Raw genomic sequence first — 12,297 nt, 5'->3', positions numbered from 1 at the left:
GATCAGCAGCACGGCATCGATTCATTTGCGCGGCGCGTCCACCTTGGCCAGCAGTGCATCCAGCGCGTCGTCGGCGCTCTGGCCTTCGATCTGCAGTTCCGGGGCCAGTGCGATGCGGTGGCGCAGTGCGGGCTTGGCGATGTCACGCACATCGTCGGGGGTGACGAAGTCGCGCCCGGCCAGCACCGCCTGCGCGCGCGCGGCGCGTACCAGCGCGATGCTGCCGCGTGGGCCGGCGCCCAACGCGATGCCCGGCCACTGCCGGGTGGCCGCGACGATCCGCACCGCGTAATCGATCACCTCCGGGTCGACCACGATCGCCGCGGTGGCCTGTTGCAGCGCCACCACCTGCGCGGCGGTCAGCACGCGCGGCACCTGCGACAGGTCGAAGTCCGACGCGCTGCGGCCGGTGGTGATCGCATCCACCATGCGCTTCTCGTCTTCCAGCGCGGGGTAGTCGATCACTACCTTGAGCAGGAAGCGGTCCAGCTGTGCTTCGGGCAGCGGGTAGGTGCCTTCCTGCTCGACCGGGTTCTGCGTGGCCATGGCCAGGAACGGCGGGCTCAGCGCGAACGATTTGCCCTCGATGGTGACCTGGCCCTCCTGCATCACTTCCAGCAGGGCGGACTGGGTCTTGGCCGGGGCGCGGTTGATCTCGTCGGCGAGCAGCAGGTTGGTGAACACCGGGCCCCGACGGATCTTGAAGCTCTCCGATTTCGGATCGTATACCGCATGCCCACTGACATCGCTGGGCATCAGGTCGGGGGTGAACTGCACCCGCCCGTAGTCCAGCTCCAGGGCTTGGGCCAGGGCGCGCACCAGCAGCGTCTTGCCCAGCCCGGGCACCCCTTCGATCAGTACGTGGCCGCCGGCCAGCAGGGCGATCAGGATCTGGTCGAGGACCTCGGCCTGGCCGATGAAGGCACGGCCGACGGCCTCGCGCACGGCGTCCACGCGCTCGATCAGGCTGGGATCGGACAACGGCGGCGGCGACGGCGCGGGAGAAGACAGCAGCGGCGGAACGGTCGGCTCGGTCATAGCAGGTTTCTCATCTGGATCAGCAGGCGGATGCGGTCGCGCAGCCCGGCCAGGTCTTTCGACGCCGGCGCGTGCAGGGCGGTGTGGACGCGGGCGTGCGGCCATTGCAGCAAGGTGGCGATGGCCTGCACCTGGGCTTCGCCGGTAAGCGCGGCGGCCGTGGGTGCGCGGCGTCGCAGGCGGCCGAGGAAGGCGCGCCGCACCGCGTCGTACAGCAGGGGAGCCTTGCCATGGCGCAGCAGGTGTTCGCCGCTGGCGCGCACATGTTCCAGCAGCGAGCGGCGCTCGATCGCCGGCGAGGGCAGCAGGCTGCCCATGCGTTGCGCGCGCTGCCACAGCCAGCCCAGCAGGGCCAGCAGCAGCGGTGCCCACACCGGCCAGCCCTGGTAGAACAGGCGGTGCCACAGCGACGGTGGGCGTGAGGCATACACCAGCCACATCGTGCCCTGGCCATAACGCGGCGCCAGCAGGTAACGGGTCAGGTCGCGGTGCGACTTGTCGTGCAGGCCATCGATGTAGTCGGTACGCGGCCCGGCGGCCTTGTCCTGGTCACGCGGGCGGCCCTGGCCCTTCATGAAGTCCAGGTCGGCCAGCACGTCCACGCTGCCCTGGCCGTGGCGCAGGCGCGCGAACACCAGCCCGTCCTCGTCGTTGTCGCCCCAGCTGTGCTCCACGCGCATGCCCGCCGGTGGGTCCAGCGCGAAGCGGCGGCCATTGCAGAACTCCAGGTGCTGCGGGTCGTCGCGGACGTGCCACGGCTGGCAGCCGCTGTCGTAGTCGATGCTGTCCACGCCCAGCGCCTCCAGCAGCGGGCCGTTGCCCTGAAGGTCATCGGCCGCCGTCGGCGGCGTGCGGACGATCAGATGAGCGCCACGCGCCACCCAGTCCAGCAGCGCCCGCACCGTGGGCGGCGGCAGGCTGGCGCTGTCCTGCAGCAGCACCATCGTGTCGTGCGGTTGCAGCGACATCGTGGTGATGTCCACGCGCGGCTGCGCGCGGACCGCGATGCCATCGGCGCGCAGTGCCTGGCCCAGCACGTACAGCGGGTTGTAGCTGGCCTCGCCCTGTGGCGGCAGGTACTGGGTTTCGGTCACCCGCTGGTGGGTGCGCAGGAACAGGATCGCCAACGGAATGCCCACGGCGCAAACGCCGAGCATCACCAGCAGCCAGCGCAGCCGCACGCTCATCCCTGCCACCGGAACTGTTGCCGCAGGGTGCTGGCGAGGCTGTCGAAGGCCTCCTCGTCCGGCAGCCGGCCAGCATAGGCGGCGTACTGCCAGACCTGCACGACGCGCGCGAACAAGCTGCGGTCGGCCGCGTCGGGCATGCGCCGCGACACTCGCAGGCAGTGCGCTTCGGTGGCGCCGGGCGGCAGTGCGATCTGCGCCCGTTCGCTCATCGATTCCACGCTGGCGCGGTACAGCAGCGCCAGTGCCTGGCGCGGGCGCCCCTGTTGCCACAGCGCCCGTGCACGCGCGGCCGCATCCGGCGGCACGGTATCGGGCACCCGGATGTCGTCCTCGACCACCGCCGGGGCGACCGTCCTGCGCGTGCCACCCCCGCCGCGCAACCAGCGCAGCCAGCGCGGTGCGGTGGCGGCCAGGATCAGCAGCAGAATGCCGACCAGGGCCCATAGCAGCCACTCGGCGATCTGCGCCGGCAGCAACGGTCCCTTGGAGCGCTTGTTCGCGCTGTCGCTGTCCTTGCGGTCGGGCTTTTTCTTGTCCTTGCTGTCGGCGTCTGTTGCCGTCGACTTCCAGCGGCTCACCTGCCGCGTCGGGTTCTGCAGGGGATCTTCATAGGCACGCTGCACCGCCTGGCGGAAGCCGGCGGTATCCACCTCGGTGTTGCCGAAGATGGTCGCCGGTCGGTTGTCCGGATCGTTGTCGTAGGTGAGCGGCGCTTCGTGTGCTGCTTCGGCATCGGCATCGGCCGCCTGCGCATGCACCGCGCCACCCGGCCAGGCCAGCACCAAGGCAAGCATCAGCAGCGGTGCGGCCTGCTGCAGGCGATCACGCAGGCGCCGGAAGGCGATCTCCACGTCCCAGGCCTCCATCTCGGTGCGGCGGTTGAGGTACAGCCCGAAGCCGGCGCCCACGTAGAACGGGCCGATCAGGCTGGCTGACAGCCAGCACAGCAGGTTGAAACCCAACCGCGCCCAGGCGGGGGTATCTTCGCGCACCATCGCCCACGCCGCCCGCCACGAGTCGGACAACAGCTCGTAAGGGACGAACATGAACACCGTGGCGATGCCGCCGGCGACCAGGATCAGCTCGAAGGCCATGCAGGTGAGGGTCAGCAGCAGCGCATGCCCGAACGCACCGCCGGCAATGGCGCGGCGGCGCGCGCCGCGGTGTTCGGCCGGGTTGCCTTCCAGCAGGTTGACCGGCATCAGCAACGCGCGCAGCGGGCTGAAGCGACGCCAGCCAAGGTAGCCCCAGAAGCCCGTCCAGCCCCAGTGCCGCTGCGCGCGCAGGGTCTGCAGGGTGCCGGGTACATCGCCGAACACCCCGCGCGAGACCACGTACAGGGCCACGCGGTCGAACAGCGGCTTGAGCCACCACATCAGCAGCCACGCCACCCCGAACGCATCGGCCCACCACGCCAGTGCGTTGAGTACCGCGAACAGCGGCAGGCCCACCAGCAACACCGGCGACCAGATCGCGCGTGCGTGCCGACGCACCAGCGCGGTACCCAGTTCCACTGCTTCCCAGCCACTGCGTGCGCGCAGCACCACGTCCAGCTGGTCAATGCGCATGCGTGCTCCCGCGACCACCGCGCCACAGCCAGACCAGCACCACGCTCCACAGCACCGCAGCGACGGCGTACTTGCCCCAGGCCGGTACGGCGGCGATGGACGACCAGAACGCCTCGATGAAGGCGGCCACCAGCAGCATCGCCGCCACGCCCAGGCACAGCCGCGCACCGATCACCCCGCCTTCGACCAGCGCATCGATGCGCCGCCGCCGCCCGGGTGCCAGCAGTTTCATGCCCAGCTGCAGGCCCGCGCCGCCGGCGATCACGATCGCGGTCAGTTCAAATGCGCCATGCCCGACCACGAAGCGCCAGAACGGATCGCCATGGCCGATGTGCTGCAGGTGGCCGGCCACTGCGCCGATGATCAGCCCGTTGAACAGCAGCACCAGCACCGTGCCAACGCCTGCCAGCAGGCCACTGGCGAAGGTACGCAGGCCGATGCTGATGTTGTTCATGATGTAGTGGCCGAACATCATCCAGTCGGTGCCGCTGTCGCGGCCCAGGTGCGGGGCGGCCGGGTCGTACATGCGCTCCATCGCGGCGATCTCGGTGTTGTCCATCACCAGGTGGATGAACTCCGGATACCACTGCAGCAGGGCGAAACTGCCCACCAGCGGCACCACGAACAAGGCGGTGGCCACCCACATGCTGCGCGCCTGGCTGCGCACCAGCTGTGGGAAATCGGCGAACAGGAACTCCAGTGCCCGCCGCCACCGCGGTGGCGGGGTGCGGTAGAGCAGGCTGTGGCCCTGCTGCATCAGCAACTGCAGGCGCGCCACCAGCTGCGGGCTGTAGCCGCGCTTGCGGGCCAGCGCCAACTGCTGGCACAGACGGCGATACCGCTGTGGAACATCTTCGTCGTTGAGCACCGCGTCGGCGGCCGGGCGAGCGGCCGGGCTGCTGGCCTGGCCGTGTACGGCCAGCCAGTGTTCCAGCGCCTGCCATTCGTGCTGGTAGCGGGTGACGAACTGTTCCTGTCTCATCGCCGTCCCAACAACCAGTTGGCCATCGCATACAGGCGCAGCACGCCGACCTGCCCACCGCCGCCACTGAGCGGGGCGACGATGGCGGCCAGTTCCTGCTGGCGCGGCGCGGACAGCCGTGGCGCACGTTCGGCGAAGGCCACCACGGCGGCCTGCTCGGCCGGCTGCAGCGGTTGCGGCGGGGCCAGCACGGTGTCGATGGCGACGCTGCCGGGCAGTGGGCGCGCGCTGTCGTGGATGACCACGGTGCCGGCGACCAGGTCGCCCAGGCGGCGCCCATGCGCATCGAACAGGCTCGACAGCAGGCCCACCGCGTAGGCAACTGGCAGCATGTCCACGGTGCGCAGCAGGTTGCGGGTGATGGCGGCCATCCAGCCGATCGGCGCACCGTCGCGTGCGACGACGCGCAGGCCGAGCACGCGCTTGCCCACGGTGCGGCCCCAGCAGGCTTCCTGGACGATGGTGTAGGCCCACATCAGCAGGAACATCAGCGCCAGGTGGATGCCCTGGCCCAGCTCGCCGAGGAAGGCCAGCGGAATGGCCAGCAGCCCCAGTGCGCCGACCCGGATCATGAAATCGATCAGCCACGCCAGCGCACGCGGCACCGGGCCGGCCGCTGGCAGGTGCAACGGCACGCCTTCGGGCGTGATCACTTCACGGTAGGTATCGAGCATCGTCGCGCTCATGCGCGCGTACGACGGGAAAGGGGGCGCCGGAATCCACTCCGGCCGGCTGCCAGCGGGGGCATGCGGTTCTCGACTGCGTCCTGGTCGGCTGTGGACTTTACCGTGCGGCCGTGCCGATGCCCAGCGCCGATCATCGCGGCAGGACCGAAGCGACCCCTCCGGCCGCGATCAGCCCAGGTACTGGTCCTTGAGCCGCACGTAGTGGTCGGCCGAGTAGTGCAGCGATTCGATCTCCTTGTCGCTGAGTCTGCGCGTCGGCCGGGCCGGGTTGCCCACCCACAGTTCGCCTTCGCCCACTACTTTGCCCGGGCCCACCACCGCACCGGCACCGACGAACCCGTGCGTCTCCACCCGCGCACCGTCGAGGATGCACGCGCCCATGCCGATCAGGCAGTAATCGCCGATCGTGCAGGCGTGGATGATGGTGCCGTGGCCGACGGTCACGCCTTCGCCGATCAGGGTCGGGTGGCCGGCCTTGTTGAACGGACTGTGGTGGCTGACATGGATGATGGTGCCGTCCTGGATATTGCTGCGCGCACCGATCCGCACTCCATTGACGTCGCCGCGGATCACCGTGCCCGGCCAGACCGAGACGTCATCGCCCAGCTCCACCTCGCCGATGATCGTGCAGGCCGGATCGATGTAGCAGCGCTCACCGAGCACCGGCAGTTTGTCGAGGAAGGGGCGGATCGGGGACATGCGGTACTCCGGGAAGAGGGGGGTGTCAGTGTCGCCATGGGCGTGGCGGCAGCTGCCGACCGTGGGTCGGCGCGCCGCAGGTCAGGCTACCCGCGCGCGGCGTGCGCGTTCCAGGTGCACCAGCAGCAGCGAAATCGCCGCCGGGGTCATGCCGGGAATGCGCTGGGCCTGGCCGATGGTCTGCGGGCGCACGCGCTCGAGCTTCTGCTGCACTTCGGCCGACAGCCCGCGCACGCCGGCGTAATCGAAGTCGCTGCCGATGGCGGTGTTCTCGTGGCGCTGCTGGCGCTCGATCTCGTCGCGTTGACGGTCCAGGTAACCGGCGTACTTCACCCCGATCTCGACCTGCTCGGCCACCTTCGGATCGGCCACGGCCGGGCCCAGCGAGGGCACCCGCATCAGTGCTGCGTAGTCCAGTTCGGGGCGCTTGATCAGGTCCAGCACGTTGGTTTCGCGGCTGACCGCCACGCCGAGCGTGGCGCCCACCTCGCGGCCGAGTGCGTTGCCCGGGGTTGCCCAGATCCCGCGCAGGCGGGCCGACTCGGCAGCCACCGCGTCCTGTTTGGTCTGGAACGCGCGCCAGCGGTGCTCGTCGACCAGGCCCATGTCGCGCCCCAAGGCGGTCAGGCGCGCGTCGGCATTGTCTTCGCGCAGCTGCAGCCGGTATTCGGCGCGGCTGGTGAACATGCGGTAGGGCTCGGTGGTGCCGTGGGTGATCAGGTCATCCACCAGCACGCCCAGGTAGGCCTGGTCGCGACGCGGGCACCAGCCGGCCTGTTCGCGTACGTGACGCGCGGCGTTGAGCCCGGCCAGCAGGCCCTGCGCGGCGGCTTCCTCGTAACCGGTGGTGCCATTGATCTGGCCGGCGAAGAACAACCCGGACACGCTCTTGGTCTGCAGCGTGTTGTCCAGCCCGCGCGGATCGAAGAAGTCGTATTCAATCGCATAGCCGGGGCGGGTGATGTGCGCGTTTTCCATGCCGGCGATGCTGCGTACCAGGGCCAGCTGCACATCGAACGGCAGCGAGGTGGAGATGCCGTTGGGGTAGATCTCCACCACGTCCAGGCCCTCGGGCTCGACGAAGATCTGGTGGCTGGCCTTCTCGGCGAACCGCACCACCTTGTCTTCGATCGAGGGGCAGTACCGCGGGCCGATGCCTTCGATCTGGCCGCTGTACAGCGGTGAGCGATGCAGCGCGTTGCGGATGATCTCGTGGGTGCGTTCGCTGGTGTGGGTGATCCAGCAGCTGACCTGGGCCGGGTGCCCGGCCACATCGCCGAGGAAGGACATCACCGGGCGCGGGCTGTCGCCGGGCTGCTCGTCCATCACGCTGTAATCCAGCGAGCGGCCGTCGATGCGCGGCGGGGTGCCGGTCTTCAGGCGGTCGACCACGAACGGGCGCTCGCGCAGGCGCGCGGCCAGCGTGGTGGCCGGCGGGTCGCCCATGCGGCCGGCGGCATACTGGGTCTGACCGACGTGGATCTTGCCGGCCAGGAAGGTGCCGGCAGTGAGCACGACGGCCGGCGCATCGAACTGCAGCCCGGTCTGGGTGATCGCGCCGCGCACGCGGTCGCCCTCGATCACCAGGTCATCCACCGCCGCCTGGAACACGGTGAGGTTGGGCTGGGTCTCGACGATCTGGCGGATCGCCATGCGGTACAGGTTGCGGTCGGCCTGGCAGCGGGTGGCACGCACGGCCGGGCCCTTGGAGGCGTTGAGGGTGCGCCATTGGATGCCGGCACGGTCGGCGGCATGCGCCATGGCTCCGCCGAGGGCGTCGATTTCCTTGACCAGGTGGCCTTTGCCGATGCCACCGATGGCCGGGTTGCAGCTCATCGCGCCGATGGTTTCCACGTTGTGGGTGAGCAGCAGGGTGCGCGCGCCGCTGCGCGCGGACGCCAGGGCAGCCTCGGTGCCGGCGTGGCCGCCGCCGATGACGATGACGTCGTAGCGATAGAAGGAGTCGGTCATGGGTGGGGCTCGGACGGGGCCTGCGCGGCCCGGATCAGCCCTGGGAACAGGGCACGGGTGGCGATTTTAGCGCCAATCGTCGGAAACGATGAAAACAACCCTCAAGTTGGCACGTTTTCTGCAGATAACTCCTTAGCACCCAGGATGGCAGGCGCCTTGGCGTCACGGACCGGAATTGGAACAGGGGCTGGTCCAAGCGCATCCCGGGGAAGCAGAAGGGCCGGTAGTCGGGGGACTGCCGGCCCTGATTTTTTAAACAAAAGGCCCCGCCATGGCGGGGCCTTTTGCTTGATAGGTGCCGACATCCGACAGGGCCGGAACAGGGGGGATCCAGATGTTCCTGGCGGATATCGACATAGAGCTGAATGTGACGTCTTGTGTCGCTTTTGTCACTTTTCGACCGAGGCCGTCACTGCGCGCCTAGAGTGAACCTTGCCGCACGTGAAAATCAAGATGGTCAGGGCTCAACTGTGCCCTGCGTCATTCTGTTCATGTTTCGCGAGGGGGAACCGTTCATCCGCTGGGCCGGACGCGGGGCCTGGGCCGGGCGTGCCTGCTGCGGCGGGCGCTGCTGCTGTTGCTGCTGCGGACGCGAGCGCGGGCCCACCGAGTCCATGTTCCGCCACGGCGAACCGCCGTTGTAGGACGGGCGCGGGCGATCCGGCGGACGCACCGGCGGAGTGCCGCCATTGCCCGGGCGTGGCGGCGGGCGATGATTGTGCGGCGGGCGATGGTTCGGATACGGCCGGTAGGACGGGTAACCGTAGCCGCCACCGTAATAGCCACCGCCGTAGTAGCCGCTGCCATAGCCACCGGGGTAGCCATAACCACCCGGGTAGCCATAGGGATAGCGGTACTCCACTGACGGGGCACCGTGGTAATAACCATTGCCACCGCCGCCGCCGACATAGTCGTAGCTGGCGCAACCGGACAGGGCCAACAGCAGGCCACCGGCGAAGATCAGGCGCATTTTCATGATGGGTCCCCCCAGAGGGTATGGGCCCAGCTTCGGCCCGGTGCATTGAATCGGCCCTTAATCCGGGGCCGATCCGCTGAATGATTGCCATGGTGTCACGGCAGGACGGGGCAGTGCGAACCGGGGCCATACGTTAATCTTGCGTCATGAGCGATTCACCCTTGCCCTGTGTCGACGACGTGCTGGCCGCCGCGGCGCGCATAGCCCCACATGCCAGCATCACCCCGGTGCTGCAGTCGCGGGTGCTGGACGGCATGGCGTCGGCATCGGTGTCGTTCAAGGCCGAGCACCTGCAGCGCGGTGGCGCGTTCAAGTTCCGTGGCGCGTGCAACGCGGTGTGGTCGTTGGCCGCGGCCCAGGCCGCCTGCGGGGTGGTCACCCATTCGTCGGGCAATCATGGCGCCGCATTGGCGCTGGCCGCGCGTACCCGGGGCATTGCCTGCAACGTGGTGGTGCCCGAGGGCGCGGTCGCGGCCAAGCTGGCCAACGTCGCCCGCCACGGTGCCACCATCTGGCGCTGCGAGGCCAGCATCGAGGCGCGCGAAGCGATGTGCGCGCAGGTGCAGGCGCAGACCGGGGCCAGCCTGGTGCATCCCTACGCCAACCCCCGGGTAATCGCCGGGCAGGGCACGGCGGCGCTGGAGCTGGTGCACAGCCACGGCCCGTTCGATGCACTGGTTGTGCCGGTGGGCGGTGGTGGGCTGGCGGCGGGAACGCGGCTGGCGCTGCAGGCGGTGTCGCCGCAGACCCGCTTGATCCTTGCCGAACCGGCGGGCGCGGCCGACACCGCGCGGTCGCTGGCGGCGGGCGAGCGCCAGGTCGACTTCACCCCCGACACGGTCTGCGACGGCCTGCGCACCACGCTGGGCGTGCCCAACTTCGCCCTGCTGCATGGCGCCGCCGAAGTGATCACGGTGGACGATGCAGCCACCGTGGCCGCCATGCGCCTGCTCTGGCAGGTGCTCAAGCAGGTGGTCGAGCCGTCCTCGGCCATTGCCCTGGCGGCGATCCTGTCGGCGCCGGCGCGGTTTGCCGGGCAGCGGGTCGGGGTGGTGTTGTCCGGCGGCAATGTCGACCTGGACGCGTTGCCCTGGGCGCGCGCATGAGCCGGCGCACACGGGTCGGCGTGCTGGGCTGGGTGTGGCGGCTGTGCCTGGTGCTGGTGGCCTGGTTGTTGTGCGTGACCGCATGGATCGTATGGGTGGGCGAACACGACCAGGCGGCCAAGGCCGACGCGATCATCGTGCTGGGCGCAGCGGCCTACGATGCCAAGCCGTCGCCGGTCTTTGAAGAACGCATCCGGCATGGGCTGGACCTCTACCAGCAGGGCTATGCACCTCTGCTGATCTTCACCGGTGGCTATGGCGGCACCGCCGCGCGCTTTTCCGAATCGCAGGTGGCACGCCGCTATGCGCTCAAGCAGGGCGTGCCGGACGAGGCGATCCTGATCGAAACGGCATCGCGGACGACTCGGCAGAACCTGATCGAAGCACGGCGGCTGATGGACCAGCGCAAGCTGCACCGGGTGATCATCGTCAGTGACCCGCTGCACATGGCGCGCGCGCTGCGCCTGGCCCGCGAACTGGGCATCGACGCGTTGGCCTCGTCAACGCCGAGCACGCGCTTCCGCAGCTTCCATACCAGCTGGAAATTCCTGGTGCAGGAGATCTACTTCTTCCACCGCGACCTGTTCCCCGCCTGACGCGGAGATGCGGGTCACCGCCCCGCTGCTTCGGGACCACCGGTACGGCGCGGCGCAACGTAGAGCGGGGCTCTGCCCCGCTGCGTTTTTTGGTTTTTCTCTCCGTAGCAGCGAGTGTGTGCGTCTTCGCTTGGGTGTATCGCGAGCTTTCGGTGCCGCTTGGCGGCCGGCAGGCCCTTTCGCAAATGTCCCCCGGCCGACGCCTGCGGCGACGGCCTCCTCCTTTATTTTGGTTCATCGCGGAATACCGGGGAACGCTGCACGGATTTTCAGGAAGAAGTACTCCTGATCCCGATAGCCGTAGGCCCGGCGTTTGATGACCTTGATGGTGTTGTTGATGCCTTCGACGATGCTGGTATTGAGGCGGTGTCGGCAACGCGACACGATCCCATGCAGATAGGCTTTGAGCCGTTGTGCAAACAGCGCCAAGGCGGCGATTCCGCTGCGCTGGGCCTGCTCCAGCCACTGGTTCCAAGCCTTCCTGGCCCATCCGGGATGGCGGTAAAACCACAGTCGCTTGAGCTCATCGCGCATCAGATAGGTGGTGAGGAGCGGTTGATTTGCTTCCAGCAGCTCATCCAGCCGCACCGTCTGATGCCGGTCCAGGTTGCTGCGATTGCGCAGTAGCAGCCATCGGCTGGATTTGATGACACGGCGCGCAGGCTTGTCGTGCCGGAGCTTGTTGGCCTGGTCCACGCGAACCCGGTCGATCACTTCGCGACCGTACTTGGCCACCACATGGAACAAGTCGAAGACGATCTCGGCATTGGGACAGTTGGCCCGGATCTCCACTTCATAGGCCGTCGTCATGTCGATCGCCACGGCGCGCAATTGCTCGGAAACGCCCGGGGGAAGCTGCTCAAAAAAGGCACGCGCCGTATCGCGGGAGCGCCCGTTGCCCAGCCAAAGTACCTGGCGACTGATCGGATCCACCACGACCGTTGCATAGCGGTGACCCTTGTGCAGCGCAAATTCGTCCATCGCCAGGTAGTGGATCTGGCTCCAGTCCGGGGCTTGGACAGACTCACGCAACAAGGCTTTATCCAGTGCCTTGACCGTATGCCAGCCCAACTGGAAAAAGCGTGCCACGGCCAGGATATTGCTGGATACCAGCAACTGGCTGACCGCTTCGGCCAGCCGGTCAGTGACCCGCTGGTAGCGGCCAAGCCAGCTCAACTTCTCCAGGCGCGGCCCAGCGCACTGGGGGCACCAGACGCGCCGTCGCGGCACCACCAGCGCAACGCGCAATGCCATCAGGGGCAGATCGCGTACCCGGCGCACCGTCGTCTCGTGCACTTGCCGGCATCGGCTCCCGCAGTGCTCGCAATGCATCGTGCGGGCCGTGGGTTTGAGGTAGATAGTGACGGTCCGGCTGTCGCCTTCCGGCCAGGCGATCCGCTCCACCCGGTAGCCTTCCCAGCCACCCAGCCTCTCAATCGTCTTCCGATCCAGCATGACCTGACCCCTGAGGCCCTGATTTCAGGC

General features: G+C 68.4%; 11 protein-coding genes. 2 read left to right on the top strand and 9 right to left on the bottom strand.

Features of this window, described 5'->3' with window-relative positions:
* Positions 1-21: 21 nt before the first annotated feature.
* The 8 genes from AC3IR9_RS19885 to AC3IR9_RS19850 all read right to left on the bottom strand — a co-directional run bounded on the left by AC3IR9_RS19885 (position 22) and on the right by AC3IR9_RS19850 (position 9,110).
* On the bottom strand, positions 22-1,038 hold the full coding sequence (locus AC3IR9_RS19885; RefSeq protein WP_489292920.1) for an AAA family ATPase: 1,017 nt from the start codon (positions 1,036-1,038) through the stop codon (positions 22-24).
* Positions 1,035-2,225 carry a DUF4350 domain-containing protein gene (locus AC3IR9_RS19880; RefSeq protein WP_489292919.1) on the bottom strand — a complete coding sequence of 397 codons (1,191 nt, stop codon included), beginning with the start codon at positions 2,223-2,225 and terminating at the stop codon, positions 1,035-1,037. The genes AC3IR9_RS19885 and AC3IR9_RS19880 overlap by 4 nt, the downstream gene beginning before the upstream one ends.
* On the bottom strand, positions 2,222-3,796 hold the full coding sequence (locus AC3IR9_RS19875; RefSeq protein WP_489292917.1) for a DUF4129 domain-containing protein: 1,575 nt from the start codon (positions 3,794-3,796) through the stop codon (positions 2,222-2,224). Before AC3IR9_RS19875 ends, AC3IR9_RS19880 begins: the two co-directional genes overlap by 4 nt.
* A complete protein-coding gene (locus AC3IR9_RS19870) occupies positions 3,786-4,778 on the bottom strand; it encodes a stage II sporulation protein M (protein ID WP_489292915.1) in 993 nt (330 codons plus the stop codon). Before AC3IR9_RS19870 ends, AC3IR9_RS19875 begins: the two co-directional genes overlap by 11 nt.
* Complete coding sequence (locus AC3IR9_RS19865) at positions 4,775-5,464, bottom strand: RDD family protein (protein ID WP_489292914.1); 690 nt, start codon at positions 5,462-5,464, stop codon at positions 4,775-4,777. Before AC3IR9_RS19865 ends, AC3IR9_RS19870 begins: the two co-directional genes overlap by 4 nt.
* A gap of 168 nt (positions 5,465-5,632) precedes the next feature.
* Positions 5,633-6,163: a gamma carbonic anhydrase family protein gene (locus tag AC3IR9_RS19860; protein WP_489292912.1), complete on the bottom strand. Its 531-nt coding sequence runs from the start codon at positions 6,161-6,163 to the stop codon at positions 5,633-5,635.
* Between the two features lie 81 nt (positions 6,164-6,244).
* The gene (gene mnmG, locus AC3IR9_RS19855) at positions 6,245-8,134 is read right to left on the bottom strand and encodes a tRNA uridine-5-carboxymethylaminomethyl(34) synthesis enzyme MnmG (protein WP_489292910.1); all 1,890 of its coding nucleotides are present in this window, start codon (positions 8,132-8,134) and stop codon (positions 6,245-6,247) included.
* A gap of 457 nt (positions 8,135-8,591) precedes the next feature.
* Positions 8,592-9,110 carry a hypothetical protein gene (locus AC3IR9_RS19850; protein WP_489292909.1) on the bottom strand — a complete coding sequence of 173 codons (519 nt, stop codon included), beginning with the start codon at positions 9,108-9,110 and terminating at the stop codon, positions 8,592-8,594.
* Between the two features lie 146 nt (positions 9,111-9,256).
* Here AC3IR9_RS19850 and AC3IR9_RS19845 point away from each other — a divergent pair, with 146 nt between their 5' ends.
* A complete protein-coding gene (locus tag AC3IR9_RS19845) occupies positions 9,257-10,216 on the top strand; it encodes a pyridoxal-phosphate dependent enzyme (RefSeq protein ID WP_489292907.1) in 960 nt (319 codons plus the stop codon).
* The gene (locus AC3IR9_RS19840) at positions 10,201-10,812 is read left to right on the top strand and encodes a YdcF family protein (RefSeq protein ID WP_489295922.1); all 612 of its coding nucleotides are present in this window, start codon (positions 10,201-10,203) and stop codon (positions 10,810-10,812) included. Before AC3IR9_RS19845 ends, AC3IR9_RS19840 begins: the two co-directional genes overlap by 16 nt.
* A 234-nt stretch (positions 10,813-11,046) precedes the next feature.
* On the opposite strand, the gene AC3IR9_RS19835 is transcribed toward AC3IR9_RS19840, so the two are convergent.
* Complete coding sequence (locus AC3IR9_RS19835; RefSeq protein WP_489291085.1) at positions 11,047-12,267, bottom strand: ISL3 family transposase; 1,221 nt, start codon at positions 12,265-12,267, stop codon at positions 11,047-11,049.
* Positions 12,268-12,297: the final 30 nt, after the last annotated feature.

The sequence above is a fragment of the Stenotrophomonas sp. GL_101 genome, assembly GCF_057835675.1.
The sequence above is the reverse complement of the archived record's forward strand: the minus strand, read 5'-3'. Positions and strand labels throughout refer to the sequence as shown.

Bases quoted from the DNA above. Each gene is read 5' to 3' on its own strand.
- AC3IR9_RS19860 (WP_489292912.1), bottom strand. From the start codon at position 6,163: ATGTCCCCGATCCGCCCCTTCCTCGACAAACTGCCGGTGCTCGGTGAG.
- AC3IR9_RS19865 (WP_489292914.1), bottom strand. From the start codon at position 5,464: ATGAGCGCGACGATGCTCGATACCTACCGTGAAGTGATCACGCCCGAA.
- AC3IR9_RS19880 (WP_489292919.1), bottom strand. From the start codon at position 2,225: ATGAGCGTGCGGCTGCGCTGGCTGCTGGTGATGCTCGGCGTTTGCGCC.
- AC3IR9_RS19885 (WP_489292920.1), bottom strand. From the start codon at position 1,038: ATGACCGAGCCGACCGTTCCGCCGCTGCTGTCTTCTCCCGCGCCGTCG.
- AC3IR9_RS19870 (WP_489292915.1), bottom strand. From the start codon at position 4,778: ATGAGACAGGAACAGTTCGTCACCCGCTACCAGCACGAATGGCAGGCG.
- AC3IR9_RS19835 (WP_489291085.1), bottom strand. From the start codon at position 12,267: ATGCTGGATCGGAAGACGATTGAGAGGCTGGGTGGCTGGGAAGGCTAC.
- AC3IR9_RS19845 (WP_489292907.1), top strand. From the start codon at position 9,257: ATGAGCGATTCACCCTTGCCCTGTGTCGACGACGTGCTGGCCGCCGCG.
- AC3IR9_RS19875 (WP_489292917.1), bottom strand. From the start codon at position 3,796: ATGCGCATTGACCAGCTGGACGTGGTGCTGCGCGCACGCAGTGGCTGG.
- mnmG (WP_489292910.1), bottom strand. From the start codon at position 8,134: ATGACCGACTCCTTCTATCGCTACGACGTCATCGTCATCGGCGGCGGC.
- AC3IR9_RS19850 (WP_489292909.1), bottom strand. From the start codon at position 9,110: ATGAAAATGCGCCTGATCTTCGCCGGTGGCCTGCTGTTGGCCCTGTCC.